The sequence below is a fragment of the Streptomyces sp. NPDC050448 genome (assembly GCF_040655295.1).
Lineage (GTDB): Bacteria > Actinomycetota > Actinomycetes > Streptomycetales > Streptomycetaceae > Streptomyces.
Genome location: NZ_JBFAJR010000016.1, coordinates 46,441 through 65,984, shown reverse-complemented (window position 1 = coordinate 65,984; position 19,544 = coordinate 46,441). Strand labels below are relative to the sequence as shown.

Here is a 19,544-nt window from a genome sequence, read left to right as displayed (position 1 = left end):
CCGGGCTCCCGCGCCGGCCCGGGCTCTGGGGCCGCGGCCGGCGCGGGCTCTGGGGCGGCGGCCGGCCCGGGCTCGGGCTCCCACCGGGGATCGGGGCCGCCCGGGGTCTCGGGCGCACGCCAGAATTCGGGCGCGCGCGGGGGCTGGGGAGCACGCCTCGGCTCGGGCTCCGGATCCGGCTCCGGCTCGGGGACCCGCCCGCCTCGCGAGCGGCCCCGGCTACCCATGACCGCCGCCGGACGACCCGGTCGCCGCACCCGTACCCGTGGCTGTCGGACCCCAGCGCGGGACCGGCCAGCCGATCCAGTCGGCCCGCCCGATCACCTTCTCCACCGGCACCATCCCCCCGCCCGGTTCCCCCAGGTGGTCCCGGGAGTCCCGGGACTGGGAACGATGATCACCCATGACCCACAGGGTCCCAAGGGGCACGACGATCCGGAAGGGCACCTTCGAGGGCGTGTCGCCGGGATACAGGTACGGCTCCTGCAACGGAACCCCGTTCACCTTGATCCGCCCTCCCGCATCGCAGCACACCACGTCGTCGCCTCCGACGCCCACGACCCGCTTCACGAAGTCGGTGTCGGACGGTTCCCCGATCCCGAGCGCGGAGGCCGCGCCGTGCAGGGCCTCGCCGATCGGATTGCCCTCGGCACGCTCCGGTACGAAGGACCCCGTGCCGTCGAAGACCACCACGTCCCCGCGCTTCGGACCGTCGCCGAAACGGTACGCCAGCTTGTTCACCAGCACCCGGTCCCCGACCTGGAGCGTCGGCTCCATCGACCGGCTCGGGATCAGGAACGGCTGTACGACGAAATTGCTGATCAGCAGCAGGAACGTCGTGCAGAGCACGCCGAGCACCCCGGCCCGCCGCCAGGTCAGGAAGGCGCGCCACCCGGGAAGCGCGCGGCGCCCCCACAACGCAAAACGCGGCCGCCCCTCCCCCGTGTCGGGGGAGGAGTGGCCGCGCTGTGTGAGCTCTGCTTCGGTGTCCATCGGTGGCGAGCCTATCCGGCCGCCCCGGGGACCCGGAGAGGAGATCAGCGGTCGCGCTTCTCCTTGATCTTCGCGGCCTTGCCGCGGAGCTCACGGAGGAAGTACAGCTTGGCGCGACGCACGTCACCGCGGGTGACGAGCTCGATCTTCTCGAAGATCGGGGAGTTCACCGGGAAGGTGCGCTCCACGCCGACGCTGAAGGAGACCTTGCGAACCGTGAAGGTCTCGGAGACGCCAGAGCCCTGGCGACGGATGACAACGCCCTTGAACTGCTGGATACGGGAGCGGTTGCCCTCGATGACGCGGACGTGCACGTTGATCGTGTCACCCGGGCGGAAGGCCGGGACGTCGGAGCGGATCGAGGCGGCATTGACGCCATCGAGCAGGTGAGACATGTTGTTCGTCTGCTTTCTTCGCACGACGCCACAGGCCGCCGGTGCGGGTTTCCGTAGAGAATTCGGGAGCTGCGTCACTCGGCGGACGACTGTCCCCCTGTGGCAGGGGCGCACGCGAGCACACAGCAGCCGCCTATTCTTCCACGGCCTCCGGCCTACGCCAAAATCGGCCGTCGGCGTCCGGCCGCCAGCCCAGGACGCTCAGCGTCTCGCGGTCCTTCTTGTCGAAGGCGGAGGCCTCGCAGCGCTCGATCAGGTCGGGGCGGTGCTGCGCGGTCCTGCGGAACGCCTCGTCCCGGCGCCAGCGGGCGATCTTCCCGTGGTGGCCGCTGAGCAGCACGTCGGGGATGCCCCGGCCGCGCCACTCCGGGGGCTTCGTGTAGACCGGCCCCTCCAGCAGGTTCTCCATCTCGCCGGGCGCGAAGGAGTCGTCGCGGTGCGATTCGGCGTTGCCGAGGACCCCGGGCAGCAGCCGGGCCACGGCCTCGGTGATCACCAGGACGGCGGCCTCGCCGCCCGCCAGCACGTAGTCGCCGATGGAGACCTCGTAGACCGGCATCCGCGTGGCGTACTCGTCCATGACCCGGCGGTCGATGCCCTCGTACCGGGCCGGTGTGAAGACGAGCCAGGGCCGCTCGGAGAGCTCGACGGCCAGTTCCTGGGTGAACGGGCGGCCGCTGGGCGTGGGGACGACCATGACCGGCCCGCGCGCGCCGGACTCGTACCCGTCGGCCAGCGCCTCGTCGAGGGCCTCGCCCCACGGCTCGGTCTTCATGACCATGCCGGGACCGCCGCCGTACGGGGTGTCGTCGACCGTGTTGTGCCGGTCGTACGTCCAGTCCCGCAGGTCGTGGACGTGTACGTCGAGCTGCCCGCGGGTCCGCGCCTTGCCGACGAGGGAGACGTTCAGCGGCTCCAGGTACTCGGGGAAGATCGTGACGACGTCGAGACGCATCAGGCTTCTTCCCCGTTGTCACGCGTGGAGACGATCTCGGCGCGGTCGTCGATCAGCCCGGGCGGCGGGGTGATGACGCAGCGCTGCTCCTCGAGGTCGATCTCGGCGACGATCTCCTCGACGAACGGGATCATCACCTCGGTGCCGTCGGGGCGCTCGACGATGAAGAGGTCCTGCGAGGGCAGGTGGGAGATCTCGGTGATCCGGCCGATCTCGGTGCCGTCCTCCAGCACCACGTCCAGGTCCATGAGCTGGTGGTCGTAGTACTCGTCGGGCTCCTCCGGGAGCTCCGCCGGGTCGACGTCGGCGATCAGCAGGATGTTGCGCAGCGCCTCGGCGCCGGTGCGGTCCTTGACGCCCTCGAAGCGGAGCAGGAGCCGGCCGCTGTGCACCCGGCCCGTCTCGATGGTCAGGGGACCCGCCGATGCCGGTTCGGTCTGGAGCACGGCGCCGGGCCCGAGCCGCAGCTCCGGCTCGTCGGTCCGCACCTCGACGGTGACCTCACCCTTGATCCCGTGGGCGCGGCCGATCCGCGCGACTACCAGCTGCACTGTTATGTCTCCTGTTCAGACGACGACGGGCCGGGGCGGGCACGTATGCCCTCCCCGGCCCGTGCCGGTGATTCAACTGCTCAGCGGACCTGGTCCACGTCGACGAGGTCGACGCGGATCCCCCGGCCGCCGATGGCGCCCACGACGGTACGCAGAGCACGTGCGGTGCGGCCGTTGCGGCCGATCACCTTTCCGAGGTCGTCGGGGTGAACCCGGACCTCGAGCACCTGCCCACGGCGCAGGTTGCGCGAGGCGACCTGCACATCGTCGGGGTTGTCCACAATGCCCTTTACGAGGTGCTCAAGAGCCTCCTCGAGCATGATCAGGCCTCGGTCGACTCGGCGGCGGCCTCAGCCTCGTCCGCCTTCTTGTCGGCCTTCTTCGCCTTCTGCGTGATGGCCTCGCCCTTGGTCTCGCCGATGCCCTCGAGGGCCTTGGCGAACTCGTCGAAGGAGCGACGCTTGCTCTCCTTCGTCTCCGGCTGCAGCAGCGGCGCGGGGGCCGGGAGGCCCTTGTGCGCCTGCCAGTCACCGGTCAGCTTCAGGATGGCGAGCACAGCCTCGGTGGGCTGGGCGCCGACCGACAGCCAGTACTGCGCACGCTCGCCGTTGACCTCGATGCGCGACGGGTTGTACGTCGGGTGGTACAGACCGATCTCCTCGATCGCGCGACCATCGCGGCGGGTGCGCGAGTCGGCGACGACGATGCGGTAGTGCGGCTGGCGAATCTTGCCGAGGCGCTTGAGCTTGATCTTGACTGCCACTGGAGTGGTGTCTCCTGAACTTGACGTGGTTGGGCACATGAGATGCCACGTGGGGTTGCGGTACTCGGGTGCCCGATGGACGCGTCAGCCGGAGGAGAGAGGGGTCCTATGCGACTGTCGAGTACAGCTAGCCATTGTGCCACATGCCTGCGGCGCTTCTCGCGGGGAGCGGCGATCAGAGGCGCGCGAGCGCACGCCACCGGGCCGCCCCCGCCCTGCGGAAGCACCCCGCCCGTCCATCGCTGCCGTGCGGCCGTGGGGCCGCGGGCTCAGGAGGCGGCGGCCGAGACGGCGACCTCGGGGATGCGGAACGGCTTCATGCAGCCGCCGCAGACGATCGGCGCCTGGGCCAGTACGGAGGGGACCACGCGCACATTGCGCCCGCAGTCGCAGACCGCCTTGACGCGCACGCCGCCACCCGAGGAGCCGTGCCGGGCGGCCGGCCCGCGGAAGCTGCGCTTGGTGTCGGCGGCCGTCGCGGCCGTGTGCGCCTTCAGCGCGCGCTGCAGCCGCTCCATGGTGGGGCGGTAGCGCTTCTTCGCCTCGGGATTGAGCGAGACCAGCGAGAAGCCGCTGCTGGCATGCGGCTCGTCGGAGTGGTCCAGCCCCATCTCCTCGGCGATCGCGAGGAATCTGCGGTTGTGGTAGCGGCCGGCCCGCGAGGTGTCGCGCACTCCGCGGGCGGCGGCGATGCCGTGGACTGCCTCGTGCAGCAGTCGCTCGAAGGAGAGCTCGGCGCCGCAGGCGGACGAGGACTCTCCGATCAGGGACTCGGGCGCGGCAAGGTCAGGCAGCTCGGGGTGGTACCGCTGAATGTCGGCCCACGCCTGCGCCAGCTCTGCGGCGAGAACAGGTGGTGTCGTGCTCACGTCGTGACAACGAGCCGGGGTGCCCCGGTGTTCCGATTCCGGGCCATTCCAAATTTTTTGCACGTACCAGTCAGTTCAGTCTCATGCGTCCCGACGAGGACGGGTGCGCCGATCCCAGGAGGAGTCGGTACGTAACGTCGACCAACGAGAACCAGCCCCGGCGTGCGGCTCGTGCCGTGCGCCGGGGCGGGTCGGGTGGTCAGGCAGGGGCGATCAGTACGAGCGCGCGACGATGGCGAGCGTACCGGGGGCGTCGTCCGCCTCCGGAACCGACCCGTCCTCGGCGATCAGGCACCGTACGGACACGGCCTGCTCGCCCAGCTTGGCCTCGCCCTCGGGGCCGAGGTCGGCCCACGGGATCCGCGCCCAGCCGCCGGCGATGGCGGCCTCCGCGGCCTCCTCGATGGTGGAGACGTCGGAGGTACGGGCCAGGCGGCGCTCGCGGGACTCGCGCAGCAGCTGCGCCTGGTCCTCGTCGAGCACCTTGGGCAGCAGGTCGGCGAGCGCGTCGATCTGCACGGGCTCCTTGCCGCCCGGGATCCGGCGGGCCAGCATCGCGGTGCCGGCCTCCAGGTCGCGGGGGCCGATCTCCACGCGGACGGGTACGCCCTTGAGCTCCCAGTCCACGGCGCGGCGGCCGAAGGGGGTGTCGACGCGGTCGTCGACCTGGACGCGGAGGCCGGCGGCCTTCAGCTGCGCACCGAGCTCGCGGACCTTCGCGACGGCCTCGTCGCCCTTGATCGCCATGACGACGACCTGGACGTGCGCGAGGCGCGGCGGGACACGGAGGCCGTTGTCGTCGCCGTGGGACATGATCAGACCGCCGACCATGCGGGTCGAAACGCCCCACGAGGTCTGCCAGACGAGCTCCTGCTTGCCTTCCTTCGACAGGTACTGCGTGTTGAAGGCCTTGGCGAAGTTGGTGCCGAGCTCGTGGCTCGTGCCCAGCTGCAGCGCCTTGCCGTCGCCCATCATGCCCTCGAGGGTGAGGGTGTTGATCGCGCCGGCGAAGCGCTCCTTGGCGGTCTTGCGGCCGAGCACGACATCGATGCCGAGCACGTTCGTCATGAAGTCGCCGTACACGTCCGTGTGGATGCGGGCGGCGTAGTCGCGGGCGTCCTCGTACGTGGCGTGGGCCGTGTGGCCCTCCTGCCAGAGGAACTCACTCGTACGGAGGAACACGCGCGGGCGCATCTCCCAGCGGACGACGTTGGCCCACTGGTTGATCAGCAGAGGCAGGTCGCGGTAGCTCTGCACCCACTTGGAGAAGTAGTCGTTGATGATCGTCTCGGAGGTCGGCCGGACGACGACCGGCTCCTCCAGCTCCTTGCCGCCGCCGTGCGTGACGACCGCGAGCTCGGGGGCGAAGCCCTCGACGTGCTCGGCTTCCCTCGTCAGGTACGACTGCGGGATGAACAGCGGGAAGTACGCGTTCTGGGCGCCCGCGTCCTTGATGCGCGCGTCCATCTCCTGCTGCATCCGCTCCCACAGGCCGTAGCCGTACGGCCGGATGACCATGGTGCCGCGTACCGGACCGTTGTCGGCCAGCTCGGCCTTGTTGATCAGATCCTGGTACCAGCGGGGGAAATCCTCCGCCTGGGGGGTGAGAACGGGTGCCTTTGCCATGGCGCGAATGGTACGGCGCCGGGCACTCGATGCGTGAATCGGGTGGCGCACTCCTCTGGACGCGGGGGCGAATGGGGAGTTCTCTGGCAACGGGGGCAAGGGGGCGACAAGGAATCAGGAGCGCTCTTTCGATGACACCGACGCCGACGGCGACGCTCGTCGCCCGGGACTGGGCGGAGATCCAGGAACGGATGCTGGTACCGCTGTACGAAGCGGTCTACGACCGGCTGGAGGTCGGGCCGGGCGACCGGCTGCTCGGCCTGGACTGCGGGTCCGGGCTGGCCCTGCTGCTGGCCGCGGGGCGGGGAGCCGTCACCACGGGAGTGGAGGCGGATCCGGCGCGGCGGGCGCTGGCGCGCGAGCGGCTGCTGGAAGTGGTCCCCGCCCCGCCGGCCACCGCGCGGCCGTACGACGTGCTGCTGGCCTTCTCGCCGTCCGCGGCGGCCCTGGACGCGGCCCTGCCGGCGGTCCGGCGGGGCGGGGCGGTGGTGCTGGCCGACTGGGGCCCGGCGGAGCGGTGCACGGTGCCTGCGGTGCTGGGCGGCGGGCCGGCGCCGCGGGATCTGGACGCGGCGGTGTCGGACGCCGGGCTCGCCCCCGACGGATCGGGGCGGGTGTTCTGCCCCTTCGGGTACGCGGACGTGGACAGCGCGGTACGGGGGCTGCTGTCGGCGGGGCTGTACGAGTCCTCCTCGGATCCGGCGCAGGTCGAGAAGGAGCTGACGGAGGCGCTTCATCCGTACGAGCGGCCGGACGGCACCGTCTGGCTGCCGAACATCTTCCGCTACGTGATCGCCCGCGTGCCGTAGCCGCAGCGGCGGCCCGGTCGCGGGCGCGGGCCGCCTCCGCCGCTACTTCGACAGGCGGGGGATGCCCGCGGCCTCGTAGGCGGCCGCTTCGTCCAGGGTCTCGTTCGCCAGCAGCGCCTCGGTCAGGGCGTCGAGTTTCGGACGGTGTTCCCGCAGCAGCCGGCAGGCCTCCACGTAGCACTCGTCGACGATCCGCCGCATCTCGTGGTCCACCGCGTCGAGCGTGGCGGGGGCCGCCACGAGCCCGTACGGGCTCTGCGCGTCCGCCGGGATCGCGGTGAGGCGGCCGACGCGCTCGCTCATGCCCCAGCGGCCGACCATGCCACGGACGAGGTTGGTGACCTGTTCCAGGTCGTTCTCCGCGCCCGTGGTGATGACGTCGAACACGACGTGCTCGGCAGCCATGCCGCCCAGCGCGCCGATGATGCGGCCGCGGAGGTAGTCCTCGGTGTAGGAGTAGCGGTCCGCATCCGGGGTCGAGAGGGTGACGCCGAGCGCCCGGCCGCGCGGCACGATCGTGATCTTGCGGACCGGGTCGGCGCCCGGCTGGAGCATGCCCAGCAGGGCGTGGCCGCTCTCGTGGCAGGCCGTACGGCGGCGCTCCTCCTCCGGCATGACGAGGGCACGCGCCGCGCCCAGCTGGACCTTCTCCAGGGCGTCCATGAAGTCCGCCTGGGTGACCTGGCCCTGCTTCCGCTTCACCGCGAGGAGGGCGGCTTCGTTGGCCAGGTTGGCGAGGTCCGCGCCCGTCATGCCCGGGGTGGTGCGGGCCACCTGTCCGAGATCCACGTCGGCGGCCAGGGGGATGTCGCGGGTGTGGATCCGCAGGATGGCCTCGCGGCCGGCCCGGTCGGGCGGGGAGACCGACACCGTGCGGTCGAAGCGGCCGGGGCGGGTGAGCGCGGGGTCCAGGACGTCGGGCCGGTTGGTGGCGGCGACGACGACCACGCCCTCCGACCCGGAGAAGCCGTCCATCTCGGTCAGGATCTGGTTCAGGGTCTGCTCGCGCTCGTCGTGGCCGCCCATGGCGGCCCCGCCGCCGCGGGCCCGGCCGATGGTGTCGATCTCGTCGATGAAGACGATCGAGGGAGCCACCTTGCGCGCCTCGGAGAAGAGTTCGCGGACCCGGGAGGCGCCCACGCCGACGATCATCTCGATGAACTCGGAGGCGGAGGCGGAGAAGAACGGCACCCCGGCCTCACCGGCCACCGCCCGCGCCAGCAGGGTCTTGCCCGTGCCGGGTGGTCCGGCCAGCAGGACCCCGCCGGGCATCCGGGCGCCCATGGCCCGGTACTGCTGCGGGTTCTTGAGGAAGTCCACGACGTCGTGCAGCTCGCCCTTGACCTCGTCGATGCCGGCCACGTCGGCGAACGTGGTGCGCCTGCCGCCCTCCAGCTCCACGGGCTTGGGCGGTTGCTTGCGGCCCAGCGGGCCGACGCCGCCCATGGCCGAGCCCATGCGGCGGGCGATGAGGACCCACAGGAGGACCAGCAGCAGCATCGGCGCCAGCGAGATCAGCAGATTGGCCAGGAAGCTGCGCTGCACGACGACCGGGGAGGCCGTGACGACGACGTGGTGCCTGCTGAGGTTCGCCCACAGCTGGTCGTCGGCGAAGGCCGGGCGCTGGGTGACGAACTTCGTGTAGTCGCCCTTGCCGCCGTCGGGCAGCGGCTGCTCGTTCTTCAGCTCGCCCTGGATGGCGTCGCCCTTGGAGTAGATCTTCGAGACGTTGCCGTCGGCGACCTGCTTGCTGAACTCCGTGTACGAGACCGTCGGCTCGCCACCCTCGTTGAAGAACGACAGGATCGCGTTGGCGAGCAGGAAGACGATCAGGGCGGTGAGGACCAGTCCGCGCCAGCCCCCGGGCATCCTCCTCTTGGGCGGCGGTGCGGGCGGCGCACCCTCGGAGCGCCAGGGCGTATCGGCGCGATCACGAGGCGGTACGGGGGTGGGGCTTGGCACATGGCCTCCTTACTGCCGTCCCCCCGGCCGACCATAAGGGATATAACGCACCATTGCGCCCGCAGAACGTACGCGAAAGGGCCCCGGCCGGATCACCGGCCGGGGCCCTTCCCCTGCGACTGCGATTACTTCATGAACTTCTTGAACTCGTCAGGAAGGTCGAAGTCCTGGCCGGACTGGCCCGCGGCGGGAAGGCCGAACGGGCTGCCGGTGGCGGGCGGGGCCGTCTGCGGACCCGCCTCGCGGCGCGCGGCAGCCGCGGCCTCTTCTTCCTTGCGCTTCATCGGGTTGCCGCTCTTGCGCTTGCCCTTGGCCTGCTTGACCTGCTTCTTCTGCCGGCCGGGGCCGCCGCCCATGCCCGGGATGCCCGGCATGCCGGGCATCCCGCCGCCCTGGGCCATGCGGGACATCATCTTGCGGGCCTCGAAGAAGCGCTCGACCAGCGACTTGACGGCGCTGACCTCGGCACCGGAGCCCTTGGCGATACGGGCGCGGCGCGAGCCGTTGATGATGTGCGGGTCGTGGCGCTCGGCCGGGGTCATCGACTTGATGATCGCGGCCATGCGGTCGACGTCGCGCTCGTCGATGTTGTTGATCTGGTCCTTGATCTGCCCCATGCCGGGGAGCATGCCGAGCAGCTTGGAGATGGAGCCCATCTTCCGGACCTGCTCCATCTGGGCCAGGAAGTCGTCGAGCGTGAACTCCTTCGGCCCCTTCGCCAGCTTGGCCGCCATCTTCTCGGCCTCGGCCTGGCTGAACGTCTTCTCGGCCTGCTCGATGAGGGTGAGCATGTCACCCATGTCGAGGATCCGGCCCGCCATGCGGTCGGGGTGGAACGCGTCGAACTCGTCGAGCTTCTCGCCGTTCGAGGCGAACATGATCTGCTTGCCGGTGACGTGCGCGATGGAGAGCGCGGCACCGCCCCGGGCGTCGCCGTCGAGCTTGGAGAGCACGACGCCGTCGAAGCCGACGCCGTCGCGGAAGGCCTCGGCGGTGTTGACCGCGTCCTGGCCGATCATGGCGTCGACGACGAAGAGGATCTCGTCGGGGCTGACGGCGTCGCGGATGTCCGCGGCCTGCTGCATCAGCTCCTGGTCGATGCCGAGGCGGCCGGCGGTGTCGACGATGACGATGTCGTACTGCTTGGTGCGGGCGTACTCGATGGAGTCCTTCGCCACCTGCACCGGGTCGCCGACGCCGTTGCCCGGGGCGGGCGCGTAGACCGCGACACCGGCGCGCTCGGCGACGACGCTGAGCTGGTTGACGGCGTTGGGGCGCTGGAGGTCGCAGGCGACGAGCAGCGGGGCGTGGCCCTGGCCCTTGAGCCAGAGGCCGAGCTTTCCGGCGAGGGTGGTCTTACCGGCACCCTGGAGACCGGCGAGCATGATCACGGTGGGCGCGGTCTTGGCGAAGCGCAGGCGCCGGGTCTCGCCGCCGAGGATCGAGACGAGCTCGTCGTTGACGATCTTGAGGACCTGCTGGCCCGGGTTCAGGGCCTTGGAGACCTCTTCGCCGCGGGCGCGCTCCTTGACGTTCGCGATGAAGGAGCGGACGACGGGGAGGGCGACGTCGGCCTCGAGGAGGGCGATACGGATTTCCCGCGCCGCAGCGTCAATGTCCTGCTCGGAGAGGCGGCCTTTGCCCCGGAGGGACTTGAAGGTCGCGCTGAGGCGGTCGGAAAGCGTATCGAACACGGTGGTCGCGATTCCTCGGGTCGGGGGCGTGTGGTCGCCCCCCAGGGTATCGGGCCCCGCCGGATACTGAACCCGTCGGCCCGTCCCCTCCCCGGAGACCGGTTGCGGGAAGGGGCGGGAAGGGGCGGGAAGGGGGCGGGGCGCTGTGCACCGGGGGGCCTGCGGAGGCCGGGTCAGCTCAGGGCGGACTCCAGCCTGGCGGCCAGGGCCGCGGCCGCGGGCGGCGGCAGGGGTTTGCCGTCCGGGTCGACCACGTAGAGGGAGTCCACCGCATTGGCGCCCAGCGTGGAGACGTGCGCGCTGCGGACCCGGACCCCGCAGGATTCCAGCGCGCGGCCGATCCGGTGCAGCAGACCCACCGCGTCCGGGGCACGTACCTCCAGGACCGTGGCCAGCGAGGACACGTCCGGGACCACCGTGACCCGGGGCGGCGGCGGGACCACCCCGCGCCGCCGCGGGTACGCCGCCTCGCGGTCCGCCAGCTTCGCCGGGACGTCCAGCGAGCCGTCCAGGGCCCGGACCAGGTCCGTGCGCAGCCGGGCCGCCTCCGGCAGCGAGCCGAATTCGGCGGCCACCCGCCACCGCAGGACCAGGACCTCGCCCAGCCGGTCCGGGAGCTCCAGCGAGCGCAGGTCCGCGGCGCGGACCGTGAGCCGGTGGAGGGCCAGCACCCCGGCCACCGCCGGGAGCACTCCCGGCTGGTCCGGGACCGCCACCACCAGCTCGACCCCGACCGCGTCGTCCTCCTCCTGGCGCGCGTGCAGTGCCAGCACCGGCTCCCGGGTGCGCAGCGCCTCCACCGCGAGGCGTTCCTGCTCCGTCGTCGGGATGGCCGGCTCCGCCTCGACGGGCGCCGCGCCCCCCAGGACCGAGGCCACCCGCGCCACCAGGTCCGCCACCAGCGAGCCCCGCCACGTGCTCCACGCCGCGGGCCCGGTGGCCAGGGCGTCCGCCTCGGTCAGCGCGTGCAGTATCTCCAGCGTGCCGAGCGATCCCAGGGCCTGCGCGACCGACCGGACCGTCGCCGGGTCGTCCAGGTCGCGCCGCGTCGCCGTGTCGATCAGCAGCAGGTGGTGCCGTACGAGCACCCCCAGCACGGCGGCGTCCTCCGCGTCGAAGCCCACCCGTACGGCCACATCGCGGGCGATCGTCTCGCCCGCCACCGAGTGGTCCCCCGGCCAGCCCTTGCCGATGTCGTGCAGCAGGGCGGCCATGAGCAGCAGGTCCGGGCGGCTCACCCGGCGGGTCAGGGCGGAGGCGCGCACCGCCGTCTCCACCAGGTGCCGGTCCACCGTCCAGGTGTGCACGGGATTGCGCTGCGGACGGCACCGCACCCGTTCCCAGTCGGGCAGCAGCCGGGTGATCAGGCCTTCCGCCTCCAGGGCCTCCCAGACCGCCACCGTGGGCTCCCCCGCGCCCAGCAGGGTCAGCAGCTGCTCCCGCGCCTCGGCGGGCCACGGCACGGGCAACGGCTTGGCCTGCGCCGCGAGCCGGCGTACGGCGTGCAGCGACACCGGCAGTCCGGCCTGCGCGGCCGCGGCGCCGAACCGCAGCGCCAGCACCGGGTCCCGGTCGGGCCGGGCCGCCAGGGCCAGGACGGCCTCGCCGTCGGACTCGACGACCCCCTCGGCGAGCGGCGCCCGCTCGGCGGCCGCGGCCCCCCGGGTCCCGAGCAGTGCGCGCAGTCTCGGCCGGGCGGCCCGGGCGCGCAGGACCCGCCCGACCTCCCGCCAGGTCACATCGCCCGCGTACGCGACGACCCGCGCGGCCTCGTACACCTCGCGCAGCAGCGCGTCCGCGTCGAGCAGGCCCAGCTGCGTCGCGACCTGGTCCTGTTCCTGGAGCGCGAGCCGGTCGGTCGCACGGCCCGTCACCAGGTGCAGGGCGTCCCGCGCGTCCAGCAGCCGTCGCCGGGCCTCGGCCAGCCCTTCGCGCGGGGCGTCGGCCAGCCAGGACGCGGCGACGGCCCGCAGCGCGGTGACGTCGCGGAGCCCGCCGCGGGCCTCCTTGAGGTCGGGTTCCAGCAGGAAGCGGAGCTCCCCGGCCCGCTCGGCCCGCTCCCGGCACAGGGAGTGCAGCTGCGGGAGCCGTTTGGCGGCCTGGTTGCGCCAGTCGGCCAGTACCGAGGTGCGCAGGCCCGCCACCAGGCCCGCGTCGCCCGCGACGGGCCGCGCGTCCAGCAGCCCGAGGTGCACCTTGAGGTCCTCGGCGGCGGTCTTGCGGGCCTCGGCCGGGGTCCGCACGGAGTGGTCCAGGGCCACGCCCAGGTCCCACACGGGGTACCAGATCCGGTCGGCCAGCGCGGCGAGCGCCCGCGGCTCCGCCTTGCCGTCGTGGAGCAGCAGCAGGTCGAGGTCGCTGCGCGGGGAGAGTTCGGCGCGCCCGTAGCCGCCGACGGCGACGAGGGCGGCGCCCCGTACCCCGGTCTCCCGCTGGGCCGTGGCGAACAGGGCGCTCAGCCAGTCGTCGGTCAGCCCGGCCAGCGCGGAACGCCGTGAAGGCCCGGACCGCGACTCCTCCTGGAGGAGTCGCAGCCGGGCCGCGGCGTACCCGCTGGGTCCCGAGCCGGACGGATCGCCGGAATCACCCGTCGTGGTCTGTTCGACGCTCGTCACCCAGGAGCTCCCGTCGCCTAGAGCGCTTCAGCGCCGCGCTCGCCGGTGCGGACCCTGATGATCGAGTCCACGGGGACGCTCCACACCTTGCCGTCGCCGATCTTGCCGGTGCGGGCGCTCTTCACCAGGACCTCCATCACCGATTCGGCGTCGCCGTCCTCGACGACCACCTCGATACGGATCTTCGGTACGAGGTCCACGGTGTACTCGGCGCCGCGGTAGACCTCGGTGTGGCCGCGCTGGCGGCCGTAGCCGCTGGCCTCGGAGACCGTGAGCCCCTGGACTCCGAAGCGCTGGAGGGCGTCCTTGATCTCGTCCAGCCGGTGCGGCTTGACGATCGCGGTGATCAGCTTCATGCGTCAACCTTCTTGCTCGCGGCGGCAGCGGGGGCGGGGGCGGCGGTGCTCCGGGAGGAGGCGCCGCCGCCGGCTCCGCTGAAGTCGTAGGCGGTCTCGGCGTGCTCGACCTGGTCGATGCCGGAGACCTCGTCGTCCTCGGTGACCCGCATCCCGATCGTCTTGTCGAGGAGGAAGGCGAGGATCGCGGACACGACGAGAGAGTAGGCGAGGACGGAGAAGACTCCGACGGCCTGCTTGCCGAGCTGCTCCAGGCCGCCGCCGTAGAAGAGGCCCGCCGCGTCGGACTGGACCCCGCCGGTGGCGAAGAAGCCCACCAGCAGCGATCCGATGACGCCGCCGACGAGGTGGACGCCGACCACGTCGAGGGAGTCGTCGTAGCCGAACTTGTACTTGAGGCCGACGGCCATGGCGCAGACGACACCGGCGATGGCGCCGATGGCGATCGCGCCGAGCGGGGAGCAGGAGCCGCCGGAGGGCGTGATGGCGACGAGGCCCGCGACCGCGCCGGAGGCGGCGCCGAGGGTGGTGAAGGAGCCGTGGCGCAGCTTCTCGTAGCCGAGCCAGGCGAGCATGGCGGCGGCGGCGGCGACCTGGGTGTTGACGAACATGACCGCGCCGACGCCGTCGTCGTTGCCGAGCCACGATCCGGCGTTGAAGCCGAACCAGCCGAACCAGAGCAGACCGGCGCCGAGCATCACGAGCGGGAGGCTGTGCGGGCGCATCGGGTCCTTCTTGAAGCCGACGCGCTTGCCGATGACCAGGATCACGCCGAGGGCGGCGGCGCCGGCGTTGATGTGGACGGCGGTGCCGCCCGCGAAGTCGATGACGCCGAGCTTGAACAGCCAGCCGCCGGTGCCCCAGACCCAGTGGGCGACGGGGAAGTAGACGACGGTGACCCACAGGGCGCTGAACAGGGCCCAGGCGCTGAACTTCACGCGGTCGGCCAGGGCGCCGCTGATCAGGGCGGGGGTGATGACGGCGAACATCAGCTGGAAGACGGCGAAGACGTAGACCGGGATGGTGTACCCGTCCCACAGCTCGGTGATGCCGATGCCGCTGAGGCCTACGTAGTCGGAGGACCAGCCGATGATGCTGCCGGAGTCCGTGCCGAAGGCGAGGCTGAAGCCGTAGAGGACCCAGAGGATCGTGACGATCCCGAGGCTGATGAAGCTCATCATCAGCATGTTGAGGCTGCTCTTGACGCGGACCATGCCTCCGTAGAAGAAGGCGAGTCCCGGGGTCATCAGCATGACCAGGGCGGAGCAGATGAGCATGAACCCGGTGTTCGCGGCAGACAGCGTCGGGGCGTCTGCCGCGAGGGTCGTGATGGCTGATGCCATCGGCGTCTCCTCGTCGTCGGTACGTTCGCGTGCGGGCGATCGTGAAAACCTGAGCGGCGCAAGGCGTAAGGCCGGGGGGTGGGGCCTGGGGGCTGGCCGGTTATTGACCCTGAGATTCGCGCAGGCCGGTTTCCGGCGGCGCCGCTCGGTGTTTCGCAGCCGTGACGAAGAGGTCCGCTGTGTTACGCGTCCATGAACGGGATCGGGACGTGAGCCGACCGCGGCAGTGACCCGGGGGACCTGGCTGGGGGAGCCTGATCGGGCTTCTCGGGGTGACTGCCGCGGCCGGGGCCTTCGGGGGCGGCCGCGCGGGCCGTCAGACGGCCTGCGCGGCTTCGGGGAGCCGGGAGGCGAGCTGGTCGGTCAGCCGGACCACGTCGGCGACGTCGCCGTACTCACGGGCGGCGCTGTCGACGGTCTTGCGCAGCCGTGTGTTCACCCTTTCGGACCGCACCTTTCCGGCCACGTCGAGGGCGCGGCCGACGAGGACGGTGGCCTGCTCAGGCTCGCGCTGGAGCAGATGCACGGTGGCCATGCCGATGAGGTTGAGGGCGTAGGAGCGCTGGTGCTCGTCGTCCTTCTCGAAGAGCTCCACGGCCCGCTGCATCACGGGTTCGGCGAGGGAGGCGTACATGGGGCTGCGCCCGGCGACGTAGGCCAGATCGCGGTACGAGTGGGAGTTCTCGCCGTTGAGCTCGGCCTCGGAGAAGAAGCGGATCCAGTCGGGCTCGGGCTCGCCGCCGAAGGCGACGTCGGAGAAGGTGTCCTCGGCCATCCGGACGGCCCGCTTGCAGCGGCTGGGCTGGCCCATGTTGGCGTAGGCGCGGGCCTCCATCGCATACAGCATGGCCTGGGTGCGCGGGCCGGCGCAGTCGCGGCTGCCGTACTGCGCGAGGTGGATGAGTTCCAGGGCGTCCTCGGGGCGGCCCAGGTGGATCATCTGGCGGCTCATGCTGGAGAGGATGTACGAGCCGAGGGGCTTGTCCCCACCCTCCTTGGCGGCGTGCAGCGCGAGGACGAAGTACTTCTGCGCGGTCGGGTGCAGGCCGATGTCGTAGCTCATCCAGCCGGCCAGTTCGGCGAGTTCCGCGGCGACCTTGAAGAGCCGCTTCATGACGGGGGCCGGGTGGTTCTCCTGGAGCAGGTCGGTGACCTCGTGCAGCTGGCCCACGACGGCCTTGCGGCGCAGGCCGCCGCCGCACTGGGCGTCCCACTGGCGGAACATCACGGTGGTGGCTTCGAGGAGGCCGAGTTCCGGTTCGGAGAGCCGGGGCGGGCGGTGGCCGCTGAGGGCTCCGGGCGCTCCCGCCTCGCGGGGGCCCGGGTCGGCGGCGGGGACCGGGACGAGCCAGCGCTGCATGGGCTCGATGAGGGCGGGGCCTGCGGAGAGGGCGAGGGAGGTCCCCAGGAAGCCGCGGCGGGCCAGCATCAGGTCGCTGCGGGAGAACTCCCCGAGCAGCTCGACGGTCTGCGGGCCGGCCCAGGGCAGGTCGACGCCGGAGACGGAGGGCGTCTGGTGGGCGGTGCGCAGCCCGAGCTGTTCGATGGCGACGACGGAGCCGAACCGCTCGGAGAACAGCTCGGACAGGATCCGCGGAACGGGCTCGCGGGGCTGCTCGCCGTCGAGCCAGCGTCGCACCCGGGAGGTGTCCGTGCTGATGTGGTGGGCGCCCATCTGGCGGGCCCGCCGGTTCACCTGGCGGGCGAGTTCGCCCTTCGACCAGCCGCTGCGGACGAACCAGGACGTCAGCTGCTCATTGCGGGCCGCCGAGCCCGGGACCTCCGGCTCCTCGCTCGTTCCGCTTGCGCCGTTGCCGCTCACTGGAACGCCCCCATCCACTCAGCCTCTTCACGCGAAACCCTGGCTGGAACGGCGAGCGCCGCAACGGACCTTCACAGATCCTCCACACGTTGCCTCCGGCATAACCACGGACGGCCCGCCTTCGGGGTTTGATGCACTGAAAGTAATCCTACGATCACCTCTGCGGCGAGGTCGATTCCCGAAACGCCACCATTCGCCACCCCTTCGAATGAACTAGCCACCGGCCAGGCGCGATTCACTTGACACCGAGGCGAAAACGATCGGATGGACGGGAGTGCGCTAGGGGCGCACGCGGCGAGGAGTGCGCCGGGTAGCCCCTCTGGACACCGGGCTCACACCCGGCCCCGCATCCCGTCCCGCCGACGTCGTAACCACCTGCGCGTCCGACCCGTTGGAGGGGGCATGGGCATGGGCTTCACGATCGGCGGCAGCCGCAGCACCAAGGAGTTCCGTTCCGGCTCGCGGCGCCGCGGCCGTACGTCGGAGTGCACGGCGGTCGCGGAGTACACCGGACTGTGGGGCTGGGACGTGGTCCCCGGCGCCCGCGCCGCGGCCCCCGCCCGCAGCTGCTCCTGCGGTCATACGAGGTGCAGCGCACCGGGGGCGCATCCGCTCCCCCTCGCTCCGACCGTCCCGGCCGGCGCCACCCTCGACGAGGTCACCGAGACCTGGGGCGAGTACCCGGGCGCGGCGGTCCTGCTCCCCGTGGGCCGCACCTTCGACGTCATCGAGGTCTCGGAGGAGGCCGGACGCCGCGCGCTGGTCCGCCTCGAGCGGATGGGCCTGCCGCTCGGGCCGGTCACCGCGACCCCGGACGGCCGGGCCCAGTTCTTCGTCGCCCCGGGCGCGGCCGCCGAGCTGCCGCAGCTGCTGTACCGGATGGGCTGGGACGACGCCGACCTCGACCTGCATGCCCTGGGGCTCGGCGCCTTCCTGACCGCCCCGCCGTCCGACTACGCGGGCCTCGGCCCGGTCGGCTGGCTGCGCCCGCCCGCGCTCGACTCCGCGGGCGGCCCGCCGCAGGCCCGGCTGCTGCTCGGCACCCTCGCCTACATCTGCCACCGGCTGCGGCGCTGACACCCGTACGCATGCGTCCGTACGCAGAGCAGCGCCCCCGCTGTCCGGCCGGAATACGGGGGCGCTGCTCTGCGTACGGACTGCGTACGGACTGGGTACGGACTGCGTGCGCTGCGTACGGTCCGCGCTCAGTCGCCGATCAGGGCGTCCACGAACGCCTCCGGCTCGAAGGGCGCCAGGTCGTCGGGGCCCTCACCGAGGCCGACGAGCTTGACCGGGACGCCGAGCTCGCGCTGGACGGCGACGACGATGCCGCCCTTGGCGGTGCCGTCGAGCTTGGTCAGCACGATGCCGGTGATGTCCACGACCTCGGCGAAGACGCGCGCCTGGGTCAGGCCGTTCTGCCCGGTGGTCGCATCCAGGACCAGCAGGATCTCGTCCAGCGGGCCGTGCTTCTCCACGACGCGCTTGACCTTGCCGAGCTCGTCCATGAGGCCGGTCTTGGTGTGGAGGCGGCCGGCGGTGTCGATGAGCACCACGTCGGCACCCTCGGCGATGCCCTCCTTGACCGCGTCGTAGGCGATCGAGGCCGGGTCGCCGCCCTCGGGGCCGCGCACGGTGCGCGCGCCGACCCGCTCGCCCCAGGTCTGCAGCTGGTCGGCGGCCGCGGCCCGGAAGGTGTCGGCGGCGCCGAGCACCACGGAGCGGCCGTCGGCGACGAGCACGCGGGCCAGCTTGCCGGTGGTGGTGGTCTTGCCGGTGCCGTTGACCCCCACGACCATCACGACGCCCGGGGTGTCCACTCCGCTCTCGGTCTTCACCGCGCGGTCGAAGTCGGTGCCGACCAGGGTCAGCAGCTCCTCCTTGAGCAGGGCGCGCAGGTCCGCGGGGGTGCGGGTGCCGAGCACCTTGACCCGCTCGCGGAGCCGGTCCACGAGTTCCTGCGTCGGTACGACACCGACGTCGGCGATCAGGAGGGTCTCCTCGATCTCCTCCCAGGTGTCCTCGTCGAGGTGCTCGCGCGAGAGCAGCGTGAGCAGCCCCTTGCCGAGCGAGTTCTGCGACCGGGCGAGGCGGGCGCGCAGCCGGATCAGGCGGCCGGCGGTGGGCTCGGGCACCTCGATCTCGGGGGCGGCCGGCGCCTCGGGTCCGGCAACGGCGGGCGCCTCGGGAGCCGCAGCCTCCGCTTCGGGGAGGGCGACCTCCTCGATCGTGCGGCGGGGCTCTTCCGCCGTCTCTACGGCGTCCTCCCCCACCTGCGGTTCGGCGGGCGGGGCAGTGATGGTCGGCGTGCTGGGCGGCGCCGAGGGCGGCAGCTGCTTCTTCTTGCGGCTGCTGACCACGAGCCCGCTGATCACGCCGACCGCGACCAGGGCGATGACTACAGCAAGGATGAGGATGTCCATAACAGCTTCAGTATGCGTGACCTCATAAAAGGCCCCTCGTTCTCCCGACGGGGCCGTGTGTCTCGCGGGCCGGACCGGTCCGTCGCCCGGCCCCGCGTCGGCGAGAAGCCCCTCGGGGCGCGGTCACGACCCGCCCGGTATCGGAGCCCACCCCCGTCACCGGCCACCGCCATGCGGATGCTGCGCGAACACGACGAGGCCACCAGGACGTGAACCGGGCCCTCCCGAGGTTCGGCGGGCCGCTCACCGGCACCTGGATCGGGCAGAACGGCCTGGGCCGGGCGGCCGGCATCGTCACCTCCGGCGCGCTGTACGCCGTGCTGCCGCGCACGGCGCCGGCGGAGCCGGCGCGCCGGCATCGGCATCGG

17 protein-coding genes are annotated in these 19,544 nt (G+C 72.0%); 2 read left to right on the top strand and 15 right to left on the bottom strand.

Going from position 1 to position 19,544, the window contains the following annotated elements; genetic code table 11:
* Positions 1 to 219 precede the first annotated feature (219 nt).
* The 8 genes from lepB to proS form a co-directional block, all read right to left on the bottom strand.
* On the bottom strand, positions 220 to 993 hold the full coding sequence (gene lepB / locus AB0I68_RS20305) for a signal peptidase I (RefSeq protein WP_363178711.1): 774 nt from the start codon (positions 991 to 993) through the stop codon (positions 220 to 222).
* 44 nt (positions 994 to 1,037) lie between these two features.
* Positions 1,038 to 1,388, bottom strand: coding sequence for a 50S ribosomal protein L19 (gene rplS / locus AB0I68_RS20300; RefSeq protein ID WP_008737520.1), 351 nt, complete (start codon positions 1,386 to 1,388; stop codon positions 1,038 to 1,040).
* A 133-nt stretch (positions 1,389 to 1,521) separates the two neighbouring features.
* On the bottom strand, positions 1,522 to 2,343 hold the full coding sequence (gene trmD / locus AB0I68_RS20295) for a tRNA (guanosine(37)-N1)-methyltransferase TrmD (RefSeq protein WP_363178710.1): 822 nt from the start codon (positions 2,341 to 2,343) through the stop codon (positions 1,522 to 1,524).
* Positions 2,343 to 2,894 (bottom strand): ribosome maturation factor RimM, encoded by a 552-nt coding sequence (gene rimM, locus AB0I68_RS20290; RefSeq protein WP_363178709.1) that lies wholly within the window; start codon positions 2,892 to 2,894, stop codon positions 2,343 to 2,345. The genes trmD and rimM overlap by 1 nt, the downstream gene beginning before the upstream one ends.
* An 80-nt stretch (positions 2,895 to 2,974) precedes the next feature.
* Positions 2,975 to 3,214, bottom strand: coding sequence for an RNA-binding protein (locus AB0I68_RS20285; protein WP_007266827.1), 240 nt, complete (start codon positions 3,212 to 3,214; stop codon positions 2,975 to 2,977).
* A 2-nt stretch (positions 3,215 to 3,216) separates the two neighbouring features.
* On the bottom strand, positions 3,217 to 3,657 hold the full coding sequence (rpsP, locus tag AB0I68_RS20280; RefSeq protein WP_363178708.1) for a 30S ribosomal protein S16: 441 nt from the start codon (positions 3,655 to 3,657) through the stop codon (positions 3,217 to 3,219).
* Between the two features lie 269 nt (positions 3,658 to 3,926).
* Positions 3,927 to 4,526, bottom strand: a complete 600-nt coding sequence (locus AB0I68_RS20275; protein WP_030298455.1) for a hypothetical protein — start codon at positions 4,524 to 4,526, stop codon at positions 3,927 to 3,929.
* Between the two features lie 213 nt (positions 4,527 to 4,739).
* Positions 4,740 to 6,152: a proline--tRNA ligase gene (proS, locus tag AB0I68_RS20270; protein WP_363178707.1), complete on the bottom strand. Its 1,413-nt coding sequence runs from the start codon at positions 6,150 to 6,152 to the stop codon at positions 4,740 to 4,742.
* Between the two features lie 131 nt (positions 6,153 to 6,283).
* Between proS and AB0I68_RS20265 the strand changes: the two genes are divergently transcribed.
* Positions 6,284 to 6,961, top strand: coding sequence for a methyltransferase type 11 (locus tag AB0I68_RS20265; protein ID WP_363178706.1), 678 nt, complete (start codon positions 6,284 to 6,286; stop codon positions 6,959 to 6,961).
* 42 nt (positions 6,962 to 7,003) lie between these two features.
* Here the strand turns inward: AB0I68_RS20265 and ftsH are convergent, their stop codons facing one another.
* The 6 genes from ftsH to AB0I68_RS20235 form a co-directional block, all read right to left on the bottom strand.
* Positions 7,004 to 8,830: an ATP-dependent zinc metalloprotease FtsH gene (gene ftsH, locus AB0I68_RS20260; RefSeq protein ID WP_363178705.1), complete on the bottom strand. Its 1,827-nt coding sequence runs from the start codon at positions 8,828 to 8,830 to the stop codon at positions 7,004 to 7,006.
* A gap of 218 nt (positions 8,831 to 9,048) precedes the next feature.
* A complete protein-coding gene (ffh, locus tag AB0I68_RS20255) occupies positions 9,049 to 10,617 on the bottom strand; it encodes a signal recognition particle protein (RefSeq protein ID WP_363178704.1) in 1,569 nt (522 codons plus the stop codon).
* A 173-nt stretch (positions 10,618 to 10,790) separates the two neighbouring features.
* Positions 10,791 to 13,232 (bottom strand): [protein-PII] uridylyltransferase, encoded by a 2,442-nt coding sequence (locus tag AB0I68_RS20250; RefSeq protein ID WP_363178703.1) that lies wholly within the window; start codon positions 13,230 to 13,232, stop codon positions 10,791 to 10,793.
* 17 nt (positions 13,233 to 13,249) lie between these two features.
* The gene (locus AB0I68_RS20245; RefSeq protein WP_363178702.1) at positions 13,250 to 13,588 is read right to left on the bottom strand and encodes a P-II family nitrogen regulator; all 339 of its coding nucleotides are present in this window, start codon (positions 13,586 to 13,588) and stop codon (positions 13,250 to 13,252) included.
* Positions 13,585 to 14,931, bottom strand: coding sequence for an ammonium transporter (locus AB0I68_RS20240; RefSeq protein ID WP_363178701.1), 1,347 nt, complete (start codon positions 14,929 to 14,931; stop codon positions 13,585 to 13,587). The genes AB0I68_RS20245 and AB0I68_RS20240 overlap by 4 nt, the downstream gene beginning before the upstream one ends.
* Positions 14,932 to 15,247: 316 nt before the next feature.
* The gene (locus tag AB0I68_RS20235) at positions 15,248 to 16,771 is read right to left on the bottom strand and encodes a hypothetical protein (protein WP_363178700.1); all 1,524 of its coding nucleotides are present in this window, start codon (positions 16,769 to 16,771) and stop codon (positions 15,248 to 15,250) included.
* A 390-nt stretch (positions 16,772 to 17,161) separates the two neighbouring features.
* Between AB0I68_RS20235 and AB0I68_RS20230 the strand changes: the two genes are divergently transcribed.
* Entirely contained in the window at positions 17,162 to 17,830 is a 669-nt protein-coding gene (locus AB0I68_RS20230) for a bifunctional DNA primase/polymerase (protein WP_363178699.1), read from the top strand.
* A gap of 128 nt (positions 17,831 to 17,958) precedes the next feature.
* Here AB0I68_RS20230 and ftsY read toward each other — a convergent pair whose 3' ends face one another.
* The gene (gene ftsY / locus AB0I68_RS20225) at positions 17,959 to 19,176 is read right to left on the bottom strand and encodes a signal recognition particle-docking protein FtsY (RefSeq protein ID WP_363178698.1); all 1,218 of its coding nucleotides are present in this window, start codon (positions 19,174 to 19,176) and stop codon (positions 17,959 to 17,961) included.
* Positions 19,177 to 19,544: the final 368 nt, after the last annotated feature.

Excerpts from the sequence above, each read along its gene's own strand:
- lepB (WP_363178711.1), bottom strand. The coding sequence starts at position 993 with ATGGACACCGAAGCAGAGCTCACACAGCGCGGCCACTCCTCCCCCGAC.
- AB0I68_RS20285 (WP_007266827.1), bottom strand. The coding sequence starts at position 3,214 with ATGCTCGAGGAGGCTCTTGAGCACCTCGTAAAGGGCATTGTGGACAAC.
- rplS (WP_008737520.1), bottom strand. The coding sequence starts at position 1,388 with ATGTCTCACCTGCTCGATGGCGTCAATGCCGCCTCGATCCGCTCCGAC.
- ftsY (WP_363178698.1), bottom strand. The coding sequence starts at position 19,176 with ATGGACATCCTCATCCTTGCTGTAGTCATCGCCCTGGTCGCGGTCGGC.
- AB0I68_RS20230 (WP_363178699.1), top strand. The coding sequence starts at position 17,162 with ATGGGCTTCACGATCGGCGGCAGCCGCAGCACCAAGGAGTTCCGTTCC.
- AB0I68_RS20265 (WP_363178706.1), top strand. The coding sequence starts at position 6,284 with ATGACACCGACGCCGACGGCGACGCTCGTCGCCCGGGACTGGGCGGAG.
- AB0I68_RS20240 (WP_363178701.1), bottom strand. The coding sequence starts at position 14,931 with ATGGCATCAGCCATCACGACCCTCGCGGCAGACGCCCCGACGCTGTCT.
- proS (WP_363178707.1), bottom strand. The coding sequence starts at position 6,152 with ATGGCAAAGGCACCCGTTCTCACCCCCCAGGCGGAGGATTTCCCCCGC.
- AB0I68_RS20245 (WP_363178702.1), bottom strand. The coding sequence starts at position 13,588 with ATGAAGCTGATCACCGCGATCGTCAAGCCGCACCGGCTGGACGAGATC.
- ftsH (WP_363178705.1), bottom strand. The coding sequence starts at position 8,830 with ATGCCCGGGGGCTGGCGCGGACTGGTCCTCACCGCCCTGATCGTCTTC.
- trmD (WP_363178710.1), bottom strand. The coding sequence starts at position 2,343 with ATGCGTCTCGACGTCGTCACGATCTTCCCCGAGTACCTGGAGCCGCTG.